General features: G+C 74.6%; 10 protein-coding genes. 8 read left to right on the top strand and 2 right to left on the bottom strand.

Annotated elements, in window-relative coordinates; translation table 11 throughout:
- The first annotated feature begins 64 nt into the window (after positions 1 to 64).
- The 8 genes from AB0D10_RS42690 to AB0D10_RS42655 all read left to right on the top strand — a co-directional run bounded on the left by AB0D10_RS42690 (position 65) and on the right by AB0D10_RS42655 (position 12,619).
- Complete coding sequence (locus tag AB0D10_RS42690) at positions 65 to 1,123, top strand: DegT/DnrJ/EryC1/StrS family aminotransferase (RefSeq protein ID WP_360267325.1); 1,059 nt, start codon at positions 65 to 67, stop codon at positions 1,121 to 1,123.
- 33 nt (positions 1,124 to 1,156) lie between these two features.
- Positions 1,157 to 2,335, top strand: coding sequence for a cytochrome P450 (locus AB0D10_RS42685; protein WP_360267322.1), 1,179 nt, complete (start codon positions 1,157 to 1,159; stop codon positions 2,333 to 2,335).
- Positions 2,336 to 2,370: 35 nt separating this feature from the next.
- Positions 2,371 to 2,565, top strand: a complete 195-nt coding sequence (locus AB0D10_RS42680) for a ferredoxin (protein WP_360267319.1) — start codon at positions 2,371 to 2,373, stop codon at positions 2,563 to 2,565.
- A gap of 27 nt (positions 2,566 to 2,592) precedes the next feature.
- Complete coding sequence (locus AB0D10_RS42675) at positions 2,593 to 3,351, top strand: alpha/beta fold hydrolase (protein ID WP_360267316.1); 759 nt, start codon at positions 2,593 to 2,595, stop codon at positions 3,349 to 3,351.
- Positions 3,352 to 3,424: 73 nt separating this feature from the next.
- On the top strand, positions 3,425 to 5,590 hold the full coding sequence (gene pabB, locus AB0D10_RS42670) for an aminodeoxychorismate synthase component I (RefSeq protein WP_360267313.1): 2,166 nt from the start codon (positions 3,425 to 3,427) through the stop codon (positions 5,588 to 5,590).
- Positions 5,591 to 5,623: 33 nt separating this feature from the next.
- Positions 5,624 to 10,726 carry a beta-ketoacyl synthase N-terminal-like domain-containing protein gene (locus tag AB0D10_RS42665; RefSeq protein WP_360267310.1) on the top strand — a complete coding sequence of 1,701 codons (5,103 nt, stop codon included), beginning with the start codon at positions 5,624 to 5,626 and terminating at the stop codon, positions 10,724 to 10,726.
- Positions 10,727 to 10,772: 46 nt separating this feature from the next.
- The gene (locus AB0D10_RS42660; RefSeq protein ID WP_360267307.1) at positions 10,773 to 11,774 is read left to right on the top strand and encodes an ATP-binding cassette domain-containing protein; all 1,002 of its coding nucleotides are present in this window, start codon (positions 10,773 to 10,775) and stop codon (positions 11,772 to 11,774) included.
- Complete coding sequence (locus AB0D10_RS42655) at positions 11,771 to 12,619, top strand: ABC transporter permease (RefSeq protein WP_360267304.1); 849 nt, start codon at positions 11,771 to 11,773, stop codon at positions 12,617 to 12,619. The genes AB0D10_RS42660 and AB0D10_RS42655 overlap by 4 nt, the downstream gene beginning before the upstream one ends.
- A 63-nt stretch (positions 12,620 to 12,682) precedes the next feature.
- Here AB0D10_RS42655 and AB0D10_RS42650 read toward each other — a convergent pair whose 3' ends face one another.
- Complete coding sequence (locus AB0D10_RS42650; protein ID WP_360267302.1) at positions 12,683 to 13,552, bottom strand: HemK/PrmC family methyltransferase; 870 nt, start codon at positions 13,550 to 13,552, stop codon at positions 12,683 to 12,685.
- Positions 13,553 to 13,737: 185 nt separating this feature from the next.
- The coding region (locus AB0D10_RS42645) for an SDR family NAD(P)-dependent oxidoreductase (RefSeq protein ID WP_360267299.1) at positions 13,738 to 17,235 on the bottom strand (3,498 nt) is incomplete at its 5' end.

The raw sequence follows: 17,235 nt of genomic DNA, 5'->3' as shown, positions 1-17,235 counted from the left end.
GTCCCGGGCCGACCCGCGGAGCGGCAGCCCGCGACGTGGTGGCCCGTCCCAGAGTGAGGACCCCATGCCCTTCACCATCCCCGTGTCCCGGCCGAGCCTCGACGGGCGAGAGTTGGACTACGTCACCCGCACGATCGGCGACGGCTGGATCTCGTCGCAGGGGCCGTACGTCCGGAGCTTCGAGGAGGCCTTCGCCGAGTACAACGGCTCCGCCCACGGTGTCGCCTGCTCCTCGGGCACCGCGGCCCTCACGCTGGCGCTGCGCGCGCTCGGCGTGGGCCCGGGCGACGAGGTCATCGTGCCGGAGTTCACCATGATCGCCTGCGCCTGGGCGGTGACCTACACCGGCGCCACCCCGGTCTTCGTCGACTGCGCGGACGACCTGAACATCGACGTCACCCGGATCGAGGAGCGGATCACCCCGCGCACCAAGGCGATCATGCCGGTGCACGTCTACGGCCGCCGGTGTGACATGGCGGCGGTCATGGAGATCGCCCACCAGTACAACCTGCGGGTCGTGGAGGACTCCTCCGAGGCCCACGGCATCCGCCCGGTCGGCGACATCGCCTGTTTCTCGCTGTTCGCCAACAAGATCATCACGGCGGGCGAAGGCGGCATCTGCCTCACCGACGACCCCCGGCTGGCCGACCAACTCGCGCACCTGCGGGCCATGGCCTTCACCGCCGACCACAGCTTCCTGCACAAGAAGCTCGCCTACAACTTCCGCATGACGGCCATGCAGGCCGCCGTCGCCCTCGCCCAGACCGAGCGCCTGGACGAGTTCCTCGCGGCCCGCAAGGAGATCGAGCGACGCTACGACCAGGGCCTCAAGGACATCCCCGGGATCACCCTGATGCCGCCCCGGGACGTGCTGTGGATGTACGACCTGCGGGCCGAACGACGTGCCGAGCTCCGGGAGTTCCTGGCCGCCGAGGGTATCGAGACCCGGCTGTTCTTCCAGCCGATGAGCCGCCAGCCCGGCTACCTCGACCCGGCCTGGACCGGCCTGAACGCGACCCGCTTCGCCTCCGACGGCCTCTACCTGCCCACCTACACCGCTCTGACCACCGCCGACCAGGACCGCGTGATCGAGCGGGTCCGCGCGTTCTACGACGCGTCCTGACGCGCGCACCACGCCCGAGGGAGACCCGACGACATGACGAACGCCGAACCGCGGGTGGTCGACTTCCCGCTGCGCAGGCCCGGTGAGGCCTTTCCGCCGCCCCGCTACCAGGACTACCGCGAGCAGCGCGGCCTGGTGGTGTGCCACCTGCCCAACGGGAACCGGGTGTGGCTGGTCACCCGGCACGAGGACGTCCGGGCCGTCCTGACCGACCGCAGGATCAGCTCCAACCCCGACCACCCGGGCTTCCCAAACATCAGCCAGACCATGGGCGTGCCCCGCCAGGAGCAGATCCCCGGATGGTTCGTCGGCCTGGACTCGCCCGAGCACGACCGTTTCCGCAAGGCACTCATCCCCGAGTTCAGCGTCCGCCGCGTCCGGGAGCTGCGGCCCGCCGTCGAGCAGACCGTGGACCGGTGCATCGACGCCATGCTGGCCGCCGGGAACGAGGCCGATCTGGTCGCCGACTTCGCCCTGCCCGTCCCCTCGCTGGTCATCTCGGCGCTGCTCGGCGTGCCGCCGGTCGACCGGGACTTCTTCGAGTCCCGCACCCGCACCCTGGTGGCGATCCGGTCCTCCACCGACGGGCAGCGCGACACCGCCTCGCGCGAACTGCTGCGCTACATCAACCGGTTGGTCGCCATCAAGCAGAAGTGGCCCGGTGACGACCTGATCAGCCGGCTGCTGGCGACCGGCGCGATCGAGCCCCGGGAGATGTCCGGGGTGCTGATGCTGCTGCTGATCGCCGGCCACGAGACCACCGCCAACAACATCGCGCTCGGCGTGCTGACCCTGCTGAGCAATCCCGAGTGGATCGGGGACGACCGGGTGGTCGAGGAGACGCTGCGCTTCCACTCGGTGGCCGACCTGGTGTCCCTGCGGGTCGCGACCGAAGACGTCGAGATCGCCGGCCGGCTGATCCGGGCCGGCGAGGGCATCATCCCCCTGGTGGCCGCGGCCAACCACGACGAGCAGGCCTTCGCCTGCCCGCACGCCTTCGACCCGGCCCGCACCGAGCGCCACCACGTGGCCTTCGGCTACGGCGTCCACCAGTGCCTGGGCCAGAACCTCGTCCGGATCGAGATGGAGATCGCCTACCGCAGGCTCTTCGAGCGCGTCCCGGGCCTGCACCTGGCGGTGCCGACCGAGGAGCTGCCGTTCAAGTACGACGGCGTGCTGTGCGGCCTGCACGCGCTGCCCGTCCGCTGGTAGCCCCCGCCCACGACACCACCCCAGGAGAGATGTCCATGCGTGTCACCGTCGACACCGCGCGCTGCGTCGGCGCGGGCCAGTGCGTGCTCAATGCCGGCGCCGTCTTCGACCAGGACCACGACGGCGTGGTCGAACTGATCGACCCCGAGGCGGCCGACGCACACCCGAGCGCGGTCGAGCTGGCCGCCACGCTCTGTCCGTCCGGCGCCATCGCCGTCCACCGGGACTGAATCCCGCACCGAAAGAGGATCGACCCCATGACCAGTCCCGACACGTCGAGCACGCTCTGGCTGCGCCGCTTCCACCCGGGCGCCGAGCACCCCGTGCGGCTGGTGTGCTTCCCGCACGCCGGCGGCTCCGCCAGCTTCTACCACCCCGTCTCCGCGGCCCTCGCCACCGACACCGAGCTGATCGCCCTGCAGTACCCCGGCCGGCAGGACCGCCGCCTGGAACCCTGCATCGAGGACATCGACACCCTCGCCGACCGGATCACCGACGAGCTGCTCACTCTGGACGACCGCCCCACCGTCTTCTTCGGCCACAGCATGGGCGCCGTCCTCGCCTTCGAGACCGCCTGGCGGCTCGAACGGAAGGGCACCCACGCTCCCCGCGCCGTCATCGCCTCCGGCCGCCGGGCGCCGTCCACCACCCGGACCGAGACCGTGCACCGGCAGGACGACGAGGGCGTCCTCGCCGAACTCAAGCTCCTCAACGGCACCAGCGCCCAACTGCTCGGCGACGAGGAGATCCTGCGCATGGCGATGCCCGCGATCCGGGCCGACTACCGCGCCGTCGAACGCTACACCTGCGGGCCGGAGCGCGTCCTCGGCTGCCCGATCACCACGCTCACCGGGGACGCCGACCCACGGACCACCGTCGCCGAGGCGCGGGCCTGGCAGGACCACACCACCGGCGCCTTCCGGCTCCGGGTCATCCCCGGCGGCCACTTCTTCCTGGCCGAGCAGCAGGCGGCGGTCCTGCGGGAGATCACCTCCGAACTCGCCGCGCTCCGCTGAACAACCGCCGGCCGCCCCGCCCTTGGGCCGCGGCCGGCCCCGCCCGGCGGCACCGGCAGGACAAGGACCACTGATGCGCACTCTCCTGGTCGACAACTACGACTCGTTCACCTACAACCTGTTCCACTACCTCGCCGAGGTCAACGGGCGGGAGCCGGAGGTCGTCCGCAACGACGCCCCGTCCTTCCGGCCCGAGCTGCTCGACGACTTCGACGCCGTCGTCCTCTCCCCCGGCCCCGGCACGCCGCACAACCCCGCCGACTTCGGACACTGCGCCGGGATCGCCCGCGAGGGCCGGCTGCCCGTCCTCGGCGTCTGCCTCGGCCACCAGGGTCTCGCCCTCGCCCACGGCGCCGCCGTCGGCCGGGCGCCCGAGCCCCGGCACGGGCGCACCTCGGACGTGCGGCACACCGGCACCGGGCTCTTCCGTCACCTGCCCAATCCGCTGGAGGTCGTCCGCTACCACTCGCTCGCGGTCACCAGCCTCTCCCCCGCGCTGGAACCGATCGCCTGGGCGACCGACGACGGCGTCGTGATGGCCCTGCGTCACCGCGAACTCCCGCTGTGGGGCGTCCAGTTCCACCCCGAGTCGATCGGCACCGAGTCCGGACACCGGCTGCTCGCGAACTTCCGGGACCTCGCCGAACGGTCCAACCACGGACAGCGCCGCAGTCGTCGGCGCGGTCCCGCCGTTCCGCGGCCCGGCGCCCAGTCCGACCCCACGCCGCTCCCGGCCACCCGGCACCTGACCGTCCTGGCCCGGAAGATCGACACCCGGTGGGACGCCGAGACCGTCTTCGACCGGCTCTTCCGCACCGGCAGCCACCCGTTCTGGCTGGACAGCAGCCTCCCCGGCGGGCGGCTCGGCCAGGTCTCCGTCGTGGGCAACGCTTCCGGCCCGCTCGCCCGGGTGGTGAGCGCGGACGTCTCCCGGGGGACCGTCACGGTGACGGCCGGGGGCAGCACACAGGTGCTGGAGGACGAATTCCTGCGCTGGCTCGACGCGGACCTGCACTCGCTGCGCGTGGAGGTGCCCGAGCTTCCGTTCGACTTCGCGCTCGGCTGGGTCGGCTGCCTCGGCTACGAGCTCAAGGCCGAGTGCGGCGGCGACCGCGCCCACCCTTCGCCCGACCCGGACGCCGTCATGGTGTTCGCCGACCGGGCGGTCGTCCTCGACCACCGCGCCGGCGCCGCCCACCTGCTCGCCCTGGCCGAGGACGGCCTGGAGGGCCCCGCCCGGGCCTGGCTGCGGGACACCGCCGCCCGTCTCACCGGGCCGGCGCCGCACACCGACCCGCCGGCCCACAACCCGCCCGACCTGCCCGCCCGCCTACGGCTGCGCCACCCCCGTGAGGACTACCTCAAGCTCATCGACGCCTGTCAGGACGAGATCCGGGCCGGCGAGACCTACGAGGTCTGCCTCACCAACATGATCGACGCCCCGGCCGCGTTCGACCCCTGGCAGGCCTACCGCGCCCTGCGGCGGATCAGCCCGGCGCCGTTCGCCGCCTTCCTCGGCTTCGACGGGCTGTCCGTGCTCAGCTCCTCCCCCGAGCGCTTCCTTCGGATCGGGCCGGACGGCGTCATGGAGTCCAAACCCATCAAGGGCACCCGTCCGCGCGGCGCCACCCCGCAGGAGGACACCCTGCTGGTCGCCGACCTGGCGACCAGCGAGAAGGACCGGGCCGAGAACCTCATGGTCGTCGACCTCGTCCGGCACGATCTCGGCCGGTGCGCCGAGACCGGATCCGTCGTCGCCGAGCCGCTCTTCGACGTCGAGACGTACGCCACCGTCCACCAGCTGGTCAGCACCGTACGGGCGCGGCTGCGCCCCGGGTGCAGCACGGTCGACGGCGTGCGGTCGGCCTTCCCCGGCGGCTCGATGACGGGCACGCCAAAGATCCGCACCATGCAGATCATCGACCGCCTGGAGAACGGCCCACGCGGCATCTACTCGGGCGCGATCGGCTACTTCTCGCTGACCGGAGCCGCCGATCTGAGCATCGTCATCCGCACCGCCGTGGTGAGCGGGGGGCGGCTGCGCTACGGGGTGGGCGGCGCGATCATCGCCCTCTCCGACGCCGAGGCCGAGTTCGACGAGACGGTGGTGAAGGCCCGCCCGCTGCTGGCGCTCCTGGGTACCACGTTCCCCGAGCAGCACCCGACCGTTCCCCGCGCCGCCCCGCGCCGGCTCCAGAACGCCTCCAGGGCTTTCCCGGCGACCTCCGACCGAGGATGACAGCCGCAACCCGCACCGACCCCGGGAGTGAAGGTGTCCGTCCACAGCAATGACTACGCGATCGATCCGGCCTCCGGGGCACCCGGGGCGCTGGGCGGTCACACCCTGCCCGGGGTGTTCGCGGCGGCCGTACGGCGCGCCCCCGACGACGTCGCACTGGTCGACGGCGACCGCGAACTGACCTGGCGTCAGTGGAGGGCGGAAGTGGCATCGCTGGCCCGGGCGCTCCAGGAGCTGGGCGTGGGCCCGGGCGACGTGGTCGCCGTCCAGCTGCCGAACTGCTGGGAGTACCAGACCGCCCACCTGGCCGTCGCCGCCGTCGGAGCGGTCATGCTGCCGGTACACGCCGGGTACGGCGCCGCCGACGTGCGGGCGCTGCTGGGCCGGGTGGACCCGGTGGCGGCCCTGCTCGCGCCGGAGGCGGCGGGCACCGCCCCCGAGCTGTCGGCGGCCGTGCCGTCGCTGCGGGCTGTCCTCGTCGCGGGCGATCCGGACGGGTTGCCGCCCGGGGCCCGCTCGCTGGCCCGGACGGTGGCCGACCACACGGGCCGGGAACCGCATCCGGTCGAGGTCCTGCCGGACCAGCCGCTGGTCCTGATCCCCTCCTCCGGCACCACCTCGGCGCGGCCCAAGATCTGCCTGCACAGCCACGACGGCCTGCTCTCCAACACCGCCCCCGTCGCCGAGGAGGGCGGCGCGGCCTTCGCCGACGCGATCCTGACGGCCTGCCCGCTCACCCACCTGTTCGGCCTGCAGTCCCTGCACACCGCGCTGTTCCGGGCCTGCCGGCAGGTCCTGCTGCGCGGCTGGGATCCCGAGCGCTTCCTCGCGCTCGCCCGGCGCACCGCCCCCAGCGCGGTCTTCGCCGTCCCGGCGCAGCTGCACGACGTCGTCGGTGCCCTGGCCCGCAACGGGCAGCCCGCCGGATTCCGGCCACAGCAGGTGCGCACCGCCGGGGCGGCGATCCCCGCCGCACTGGCCGCGGACGTGCGGACGGCGCTCGGCGGCGAGCTGGTGGTGGTGTGGGGCATGTCCGAACTGGGCACCGGCACCCGCACCTCGGCGGCCGACCCGGACGGAGCCGCGGTGCGCACCGTCGGACGGCCGACCGGCGGCGCGCAGGTCCGGATCCTCGCCGAGGACGGCCGGGAGCTGCCCCCGGGCGAGGCCGGCGAACTCCAGTACCGCGCCCCGAGCATGTTCCGCGGCTACTACCGGGAACCCGCGCTGACCCGCGCCGCGCTCACCCCGGACGGCTGGCTGCGCACCGGCGACCGGGCGAGCCTCGGCACCGACGGGCGGCTCTCCTTCCACGGCCGGGCGGCGGAGCTGATCAACGTGGGCGGACGGAAGTTCGACGCGACCGAGATCCAGGAGCTGCTGGCTGCGATGCCCGGCATCGGACCGCTCGCCGTCGTCGGCCGGCCGGACGAACGCCTCGGCGAGTACCCGTGCCTGGTGCTCAGCCGCCTGGCCGACCCGGGTATCGGCCTGCGGGAGGTGACCGGCTTCCTGAAGGCCCGCGAGGTCGCCGAGTACAAGATCCCGCTGGAGCTGGTGACCGTCGACGAACTGCCGCGCACCCCGGCCGGCAAGCTCCACCGGCGGGCTCTGGAGCAGCTGGTGGCCGCCGATCGGATGCCGGAGGCCGCGGGCGATGGCCCGGCGCCGCTCGACTACGGCGACGCGCTCGACCTGGTGCGGCGCTGTGCGGCCGAGGCGGCCGGCCGCGGCGCCGAGGACGAGCCGATCGGCGCACGGACCGCGTTCCGGGCGTACGGGTTGGACTCGGTGCGCACCATCCGACTGCGCAACCTGCTGGTGGAGGCCACCGGGCGGCCGCTGCCGGTGAGCCTCGGCTTCGACCACCCCGACCCGGCGGCGATCGCCCGGGTGCTGTCCGGCACGGCCGTGGACCGGGCGGACGAGGACCCGGACGCCGCCTCGGCGGACGAGCCGGTCGCCATCATCGGCATGGCCTGCCGCCTGCCCGGCGGGATCGCCTCACCCGAGGACCTGTGGACACTGGTCACCGCCGGCACCCACGCCTCTTCCGCCTTCCCCGACGACCGTGGCTGGGACCTCGACGGCCTGTTCCACGAGGACCCGGACCACCCCGGCACCTCGTACGTGCACCGTGGCGGCTTCCTGCCCGACGCCGGCCGGTTCGACGCCGGGTTCTTCGGCTTCTCGCCCCGCGAGGCCCTGGCCGCCGACCCGCAGCAGCGGCTGCTGCTGGAGACCGCCTGGGAGGCGCTGGAAGACGCCCGGATCGACCCGAGCACCCTGCGCGGCAGCCGTACCGGGGTGTTCACCGGCGCGATGTACCACGACTACGGTGCCCGGCCGGGGGCGGGCGCCCCGGCGGACCTGGAGGGCCTGCTGGCGATCGGCACGGCCGGCAGCGCGCTGGCCGGGCGGATCTCGTACGTCCTCGGGCTCCAGGGCCCTGCCCTCACGGTGGACACCGCCTGCTCGTCCTCGCTGACGGCCCTGCACCTCGCCTGCCGCTCGCTGCGCTCGGGCGAGTCCTCGCTCGCCCTGGCGGGCGGCGTCGCGGTGATGGCCACCCCGGCGTCCTTCGTCGAGTTCTCCAGGCTGCGCGGGCTCGCCCCCGACGGCCGCTGCAAGGCCTTCTCGGACGACGCCGACGGCGCGGCCTGGGCCGAAGGGGTGGGCCTGCTCGTCCTGGAGCGGCTGAGCGACGCGCGCCGCCACGGGCACCCGGTGCTCGCCCTCGTCCGGGGCTCGGCCGTCAACCAGGACGGCGCCTCGAACGGCATCACCGCACCCAACGGCCCGGCGCAGCAGCGGGTGATCCGGCGCGCCCTCGCCGACGCCGGGCTCGGTCCCGCGGACGTGGACGCCGTCGAGGCTCACGGCACCGGAACGGCCCTGGGCGACCCGATCGAGGCGCAGGCCCTGCTGGCGGTGCACGCCGGCGAGCGGACCGCGGACCGGCCGCTCTGGCTGGGGTCCGTGAAGTCCAACCTCGGACACACCCAGGCGGCGGCCGGAGTGGCCGGGGTGATCAAGACGGTGCAGGCCCTGCGGCACGGCCTGCTGCCGCGCACGCTCCACGTCACCGAGCCCACCACCCGGGTGGACTGGTCCTCCGGCGCGGTCCGAGTGCTCACCGAGGCCCGGCCGTGGCCCCGGGAGGCCGGCCGGGTACGGCGGGCCGGAGTGTCCTCGTTCGGGATCAGCGGGACAAACGCGCACGTCGTGCTGGAGGAGGCGCCCGCGACGGCCCAGCCTGACGGCGGCGCCTCGGGCGGGACCGGGCCGGTGCCGTTCGTGCTCTCCGCCCGCAGCGAGCCCGCGCTGCGCGCCCAGGCCGGGCGACTTGCCGAGCACGCCGCCGCCCACCCGGAGCATGCCCTGCCCGACCTCGCCCACGCACTGGGCACCACCCGCGCGGTACACGGCCACCGGGCCGTGTTGCTTGCCACCGGAGATAATGAACTCGTCACTACTCTGAGGCAGTTCGCCGCCGGGGAGCCCACCGCGGTCACTCCGGTGACGGGCCGACGGGAGGGCGGCGGGCGACTCGCCGTCCTGTTCGCCGGGCAGGGCAGTCAGCGACCCGGTATGGGGCGTGAACTCAGTCGGGCCTTCCCGGTGTTCGCGGCCGCCCTGGAGGAGGTGTGCAGCGCGCTCGACCCGCTGCTGCCGCGGCCGCTGCGCTCCGTTCTGTGGGACGCGACGGAACTGTCGGACCGGACGGAGTTCGCGCAGCCCGCGCTGTTCGCCCACGAGGTCGCGCTGCACCGCCTCCTCGCCTCCTGGGGTGTGCGCCCGGACCTGCTCGCCGGGCACTCGGTCGGCGAGATCGCCGCCGCCCACGTGGCCGGGGTGCTGCCACTGTCCGACGCCTGCGTGTTGGTCGCCGCCCGGGGACGGCTGATGCAGGCCCTCCCGGCCGGTGGCGCGATGCTCGCCGTCCGGGCCACCGAGAACGAAGTCCGCCCGCTGCTCGGCGAGTTGGTCTCGCTCGCGGCGGTGAACGGCCCGTCCTCGGTGGTCGTGTCCGGTGCGGCGGAAGCGATCGAGGCGATCGAAGCCCACTTCGCGGACCGGAGGACGACGCGGCTGCGCGTCTCGCACGCATTCCACTCGCCACTGCTGGACCCGATGCTGGCGGAGTTCCGCGAGGTCCTCGAAGGTCTGTCGTTCGACGCGCCCACCGTCCCGCTGGTCTCCTCGGTCACCGGCCGACCGCTGACCGAGGACGAGGCCCGCGACCCCGGCCACTGGATCCGGCAGGCCCGTGAACCGGTCCGGTTCCGGGACACCGTCGAACGGCTGCGCGCGGAACGGGTCGACGCCTACCTGGAGCTCGGGCCCGCCGCCGCGCTCGCGCCGATGGTCGCGGAGTGCCTGGCCGCCGAGGACGGCGGCCGCCGCGAACCCTCCGCCGCCGTCATCACCACCGGCGCCACGGACCGGGCCGACGAGACCCGGGAAGTGCTCGCCGCCGTCGCGCGGCTGCACCTGCACGGCGTGCCGGTGGACTGGGACACCGTACTCCCCGGAGCCCGGCCGGTGCCCCTGCCGACCTACCCGTTCCAGCGGGAGACGTACTGGCTGACGGCCTCCACCTCGGTGACCGCGACACCACTCGCCCCCGACGCGCCGTCCACCCCGGTCGCCGGGCCGCTCGCCGCGGCGACCACCGAGGAACGCGCCGGCATCCTCCGCGAGCTGGTCCTGGCGGAGACCGCGGCCGTGCTCGGGCGGGCCACCGCCGAACTGGACACCGGACAGGCCTTCAAGGACCTCGGCGTCAACTCCGTCAACGCGCTCGAACTGCGCGAGCGGATCGCCGCCGCCACCGGCACCGTACTCCCCGCGACCCTGGTGTTCGACCACCCGACCCCGGAGGCCGTCGCCCGCGCCGTCGACGCCCACCTCGGCCGAGGCGCCGAGCGGCCGGCCACTGCGGCCGAGCTGGTCGACCGGCTGGCCGAACTGCTCGCTACCGGCCCGGCCCTCGACGCGGCCACCGCCACCCGGCTGCGCGACCTCGCCCGGCGCTGCGCCCCGCCGAGCGGCCGGGCGAGCACGAGCTCCGGACCGGACCTCGACACGGCCACCGACGAGGACCTGTTCCGCCTGATGGACGCCCTCGACTGACGGCCACCGACCCCGCCACCACCCATCACCCCACGGAAAGCAGTCCATGACCGCCCGCACTCCCCCGTGCCCGCCATCCGCAGCCGACCGCGACCTCGTGATCGAGGCGGTCGACGTCGGCATGGCCTTCGGGACCGTCCGCGCGCTCGACTCCGTCAGCCTCGCCGTCCCCCGGGGCAGCGTGCTCGCCCTGCTCGGCCACAACGGCGCCGGCAAGACCACCCTGGTGAACGTCCTCACCACTGCCCTCGCACCCACCTCCGGCCGGGCCACCGTCGCCGGGTACGACGTCCGCCACCGCTCTGCCGAGGTCCGCCGCAGGATCGGCCTCACCGGCCAGTACGCCACCGTCGACGGACGGATCAGCGGGCGGGACAACCTCCTCCTGCTCGCCCGGCTGCTCGGGGCCGGTCGCCGCGCTGCCCGGGCCCGAGCCGATGAACTGCTCGACCTGTTCGACCTCGGGGACGTGGCCGACCGGCCTGCCCGCGGCTACTCGGGCGGGCTGCGCCGCCGCCTCGACCTGGCCGCGAGCCTGGTGGGGCGGCCGGACGTGGTGTTCCTCGACGAACCGACCACCGGCCTGGACCCGGTGAGCCGGCTCGGCCTGTGGGAGATCGTCGAAGGGCTGGTGGCGGAGGGCACCACCGTCCTGCTCACCACCCAGTACCTGGACGAAGCCGACCGGCTCGCCGATTCCGTCACCGTGCTCTCCGGCGGCACCGTCGTCGCCGCCGGCACCCCCGCCGAGCTCAAGGCCCGGGTGGGCCGGCGCACCGTCACCGTCGTCCTCGACGGCAGCGGATCCGAAGATCTGGAGCGTGCCGCCGAGTCGCTGCGCCGGGCCGGGCCGGCACCCGTCCCGGGCCGCGACGGCACCGCCCTGGTCGTCCCCATCGAAGCCACCCGCGACATCGCGGCCGTGGTCCGGGCCCTCGACGCGGTCGGGGTCGAGGCCGCCGAACTCACCTTCGGAGAACCCGGCCTGGAGGACGTCTACCTTGCCCTCGCGCATCGCCCCGACCTCCCGGAAGGACCCTCTCGGTGACCACCACGCTCGCCACCGGCCGACCGCCCCGAGCCCGGACACCCCAGCCGCCCGCCTGGCGTGGAAGCTCGCGGCCCGCCCAGATCCGCATCCTCACCGGACGTTCGCTTCGGGCGCTCGTCACGGACCCCGCCGTCCTGCTCTTCGGGCTGCTCCAGCCCGTCATCACCCTCGTGGTGCTCTCCCAGGTCTTCAGCCGGATGGGCCTGCCGCCGCACTTCCCTCCGGACGTCACGTACCTGGACTTCGTCCTGCCGGCCGTCCTGGTGGACAACGCCGTGCAGTCCGCCGTCCAGTCCGGCGTCGGGCTGGTCGAGGACCTGCAGAACGGCATCGTCGCCCGGCTGCGCTGCCTGCCGGTCGCGCCGAGCTCGTTGCTGATGGCCCGCAGCCTCACCACCCTGGTGCGCGCCGCCGTCCAAGCCGTGGTCATCCTGCTGCTCGGCACCGCTGTGCTCGGCTACTCCCCGCGCGGCGGTGTCGGCGCGGTCACCGCCTCGATCGGGCTGACCCTCTTCATGAGCTGGGCGCTCGGCTGGCTGTTCATCGCCGCGGCGGCCTGGCTCCGGCGGGCCGAGCCGATCCAGAACCTGGCGATCATCGCCGTGCTCCCGCTGATGTTCGCCTCCAGCGCCTACGTCCCGACCGCCGACCTGCCGGGCTGGCTTGCCGCCGTCGCCCACGTCAATCCGCTCACCTACGCGATCGACACGACGCGCGCCCTGGCGCTCGGCCTGCCCGGGACGGGCACCGCCGTTCCGGCGCTGCTGCTCGGCGCCACGGTGGCGGGGGTCGGCGCGTGGCTCGCCGTGCTCGGCTTCCGCCGGCCTCTGACGCCGCGCTGAACCGGGAACACGACCGGCCGGGCTCCTTCCGCGTGGTGCGGAAGGGGCCCGGTCGTCGGCGTGTCAGGAAGTCGTCCGCACCGCCGACGAGTACAGCGGCCAGCCCTCGTGGTCCGGGCGGCAGGACACCTCGGCGAACCACCCGGACTCGCGCAGCAGCGCGGGCACCGTCGCGCCGTGGAGGTGGCCGTGCTCGACCACCAGCACACCGCCCGGCCGCAGCAGCCCGGCCGCCGCCTCCACCACCTGCCGGACGACGCGCAGGCCGTCGGCGCCGCCGAACACGGCCTGCCGGGGCTGGTAGCGGCCGAACTCGTCCGGTACCTCGGCCGTGTCCGGCATGAACGGCGGATTGGCGAGCACGAGGTCCGCTTCACCGGCCAGCCCGGTCAGCGCGCCCGCCCGGTCGGCCCCGCCCTCGTGCACCGTGATCGCGGTGTCCCCGAGCGCGGCCCGCCGGGCGGCGTTGCGGCGGGCGAAGTCCGCGGCGACCGGATCGAACTCGACCGCGTGCACCCGGGCGTCCGGCCGGTGGTGCGCCAGGGCCAGGCCGATCGCTCCGGAGCCGGAGCACAGGTCCACCACCGTCGGCCCGGCGACCCCGTCGACGCTCTCCCGACCGGCCGCCAGCACCAGCTCGCTGTGCACCCGGGGAACGAACACGCCCGGCCCGACCACGAGTTCCAGGCCGGCGAACGCGGCCCGCCCGGTCAGGTGGCCCAGCGGCACCCCCTCGGCTCTTCTGCCCACCAGGTCACGCAGCCGCCGGACGGCTCTGCCGTCGAGCACCCGCTCCCGGTCCAGTCCGGCCGGTCCGTCGCCGAGCACCCGTGCCGCCAGTTCTTCGGCTTCCTGCCGTGCCTCCGCGGGTGTTGTTCCCCGAAGAGTCAGCGCCGCCTCGTCGAGCAGGTCCCCCAGTGTCGTCGGCCTCATCCGTCGCCTCCCGGCTCGTGGTACGGCCCCTCGGCCGCACGATGCCGCCCACTGTGCGACCGGAACGGCTAGGTGAGCTTCCAGAACTGGCGTCCGAGCGGGGGTGCCTGCGGGAGGAGCGGGCGTACGAAGACCCGTCGCGGGGGCCCAGGGGGCTCCCGCGACGGGTGAAGGGCCGGACCGGGTCAGTCGGGCAGGCCCAGCTCGTTGTCCAGGAGGTCGAACATCTCGTCGTCCGAGGCCGACTCGAAGTCGAATGCCCCGGAGCCGGACGGTTCGGTCGATGCGCTGCGAGTGGCGAGCCACTTCGCGCGGAGCACCTCCAGCCGGGCGGCGACCCGGTCGAACATGTCCTCGTCGGCCTGTGTCTCCCCGAAGGCCTGCTCCAGGCGGTCGAGTTCGGCCAGCAGCACGGCCGGTCCGACGGTGGGCTCGGGCGCCAGGCCGAGCCGGTCGAAGAGGTGCTCCGCCAGTTCCGCCACCGTCGGGTGGTCGAAGACGAGGGTGGCCGGCAGTCGCAGACCCACCAGCGAGCCCAGGCGGTTGCGCAGCTCCACGGCTGTCAGCGAGTCCAGCCCGAGGTCCTGGAAGGCCCGCTGCGGGTCCACCCCGGAGATCTCGGCGTGGCCGAGGACCGCGGCCACCTGTCGGCGGACCGCCTCCAGCAGCGCCTCTCGCCGTTCGGCCCGCGGCAGCTCGGACAGCCGCCGGACGAACTCGGCGCCGCCGCCCGGCCCGCCGTCCGCGCCTGCGGCCGAGCCGCGCCGCACCGGCATCCGCACCAGGCCGCCCAGGAGCGGGGGGATCTCGCCGCGCTGCCGCAGGGCGGCCCGGTCCAGCCGGAGCGGCAGGACGACGGGCTCCCTGCCGGCCGTGGCAACGTCGAACAGCGCCAGCCCCAGCTCCGGTGTGAGCGGCGGCATCCCTGCCCGGGTCAGGCGCTCGGCCTCGGCCGTGGTGAGGGTGCCGGTCATGCCTCCCGTGCCGGTCCACGGGCCCCAGGCCAGGGAGACCGCGCGCAGGCCGAGGGAGCGCCGGTGGCGGGCGAGCGCGTCCAGGAACGCGTTGGCGGCGGCGTAGTTGGCCTGGCCGGGGTTGCCGAGCGTCCCGGCCGCGGAGGAGAACAGGACGAAGGCGGTGAGGTCCAGGCCCTCGGTGGCCCGGTGGAGGTTCCACGCCGCGTCCGCCTTCGGGCGCAGGACGGCGCTGACCCGCTCGGGCGTGAGCGAGCCGATCGTCCCGTCGTCCAGGACGCCCGCGGTGTGCACCACGGCGCGGATGTCGTGGCGGGCGAACAGCGCCGTGACGGCGGCCGGGTCGGCGACGTCGCAGGCCTCGACGGCCGTCTCGGCGCCGAGTTCGGCCAGGTCGGCGACCAGGTCGGCCACGCCGTCGGCGGCGGCGCCGCTGCGGCTGACCAGGAGCAGGCTGCGCACGCCGTGCTCGGCGGCGAGGTGTCGGGCCACCAGGCGGCCCAGACCGCCGGTACCGCCGGTGACCAGCACCGAACCCTCGGTGGGCCAGGTCGGCGGCTCGGTCCCGGCCTCCTCCCGGACGATCCGGGCGGCGAACAACTCGCCGTCGCGGAGAAGCAGTTGCGGCTCGTCGACGGTAAGTGCGGAGGGCCGGAGCTCCGTCTCGGCGGTGGCGAGGTCGAGCAGGCCGAACCGGCCCGGCTCCTCCGAGGCCGCCGAGCGCACCAGGCCCCAGGCCGCGGCGCCGGCGAGGTCGGTGCCGGACACCGCGCCCCGCGTCACGAACACCAGGCGCGAGGCGGCGAACCCGTCGCGCGCGAGCCACGTCCGGACCACGTCCAGGACGGCGGCCAATCGGGTGTGTACCGACTCGGCACCACCGGACGGGAGTTCGGTGAGCACCACCGACGGGACGTCGGGCCGCTCGGCCAGCTCGGCCAGCGCCTGCGCGTTCGCTTCGACGGCGACGAACGCCGCCTCCCCGTCGGCCGGTACCTGCACCGGTACTTGCACCGGCACCCAGTCGAGGCGGAACAGCGCATCGTGGCCGGCCGGCCGGGCGGCGGCACCGAGCTGCTCGGCGGCGATCGGCCGGACGATGAGCGAGCCCACCGACGCCACCGGCCGGCCCTCGACGTCGGCCGCGGTCAGCGCCAGCCCGCCGGACGCCGATGGTGCCAGCCGGACCCGCAGCGCGGACGCCCCCGAGGCGTGCAGCTCGACGTCCCCCCAGGCGAACGGCACCCCGGCACCGCCCTCCCCGAGCCCGCCGCCCACGGCGAGCGTGTGCAGGCAGGCGTCGAACAGGGCCGGGTGCAGGCCGTAGGCGCCATCCTCGACGCCCTCGGGCAGGGAGACGTCCGCGAAGAGCTCCTCCCCGCGGCGCCAGACCGCGCGAAGCCCCTGGAACGCCGGGCCGTACCCGAACCCGGTCTCCGCCAGACCGTCGTAGAGGCCGGTCAGGTCGACCTGCTCGGCGTCGGCCGGCGGCCACACGGAGGCGTCGAACGCCGTCGGTGCCGCCCCCGTGCCCAGCACGCCGCTCGCGTGCAGGGTCCACGGGTACGGACCCCCGGCCGCGGGCCGGGAGTGCACGGCCACGGGTCGGCGGCCCGCGTCGTCCGGCACCCCGACGACGACCTGGAGCTGCACGGCGGCCGTCCCCGGGAGGACCAGCGGCGTCGCGAGCGTCAGCTCCTCGACGACGTCGCAGCCGACCTCGTCGCCGGCGCGCACGGCCAGCTCGACCAGCGCCGTGCCCGGCACCAGCACCGAGCCCATGACGACGTGGTCCGCCACCCACGCGTGAGTCCGCGCCGACAGACGGCCGGTGAACAGGAGGCCGTCGCTGCCCGCCAGCTCCAGCGAGCCGGTGAGCACCGGGTGTTCGGCGTTCCTGAGCCCGGCGGACTCGGCGCCCCGGCCGGCGGGCAGACCGGTCGGCCAGTACTCCCGGTGCTCGAACGGGTAGGTCGGGAGCTCGGCGAGGTGCCGGCCCGCCCCGGCGAGCAGGGCCCGCCAGTCGACCTTCGTGCCGTGGACGTGCAGGCCCGCGAGGGCCTGGAGGAAGGTCGCCTCCTCGGGGCGGTCCTTGCGGAGGGCCGGCACGGCCACGGTGTCGTCCTCGGACAGCGCGCTCGCGGTGAGGGCGGTGAGGACGGCGTCGGGGCCCAGTTCGAGGAAGCGGCGGACGCCGGCCTCGTGGAGGGTGCGGATGCCGTCGGCGAAGCGGACGGCCTCGCGGACGTGGCGCACCCAGTAGTCGGGCATCCGGAGGCTGTCGGCCAGGCCGCCGGTCAGGTTGGAGACGACGGGAATCGTCGGCGCCTGGTACGTCAGCCCGTTGAGCACCGTGCGGAAGTCCTCCAGCATCGGGTCCATCAGCGGGGAGTGGAACGCGTGGGACACCCGCAGGCGCGTGGTCCGGCGGTCGGCGAACTGCTCCTCGATCGCCGCGACGGCCTCCTCCGCGCCCGAGACGACGACGGAGGTCGGGCCGTTGACGGCGGCGATCGACACGAAGTCACCCAGCAGCGGCAGGACTTCATCCTCCGCCGCCTGCACCGCGAGCATCGCGCCACCGGTCGGCAGCGCCTGCATCAGGCGGCCACGGGCACTGACCAGCGTGCAGGCGTCCGCCAGCGAGAACACCCCGGCCACGTGCGCCGCCGCGACCTCGCCGATCGAGTGCCCGGCCACGAACTCCGG

Origin of the sequence: Kitasatospora sp. NPDC048545, from assembly GCF_040651155.1 — a bacterium.
GTDB lineage: Bacteria > Actinomycetota > Actinomycetes > Streptomycetales > Streptomycetaceae > Kitasatospora.
Note: the sequence above shows the minus strand (reverse complement) of the source record. Positions and strands in the feature narration are given on the sequence as shown.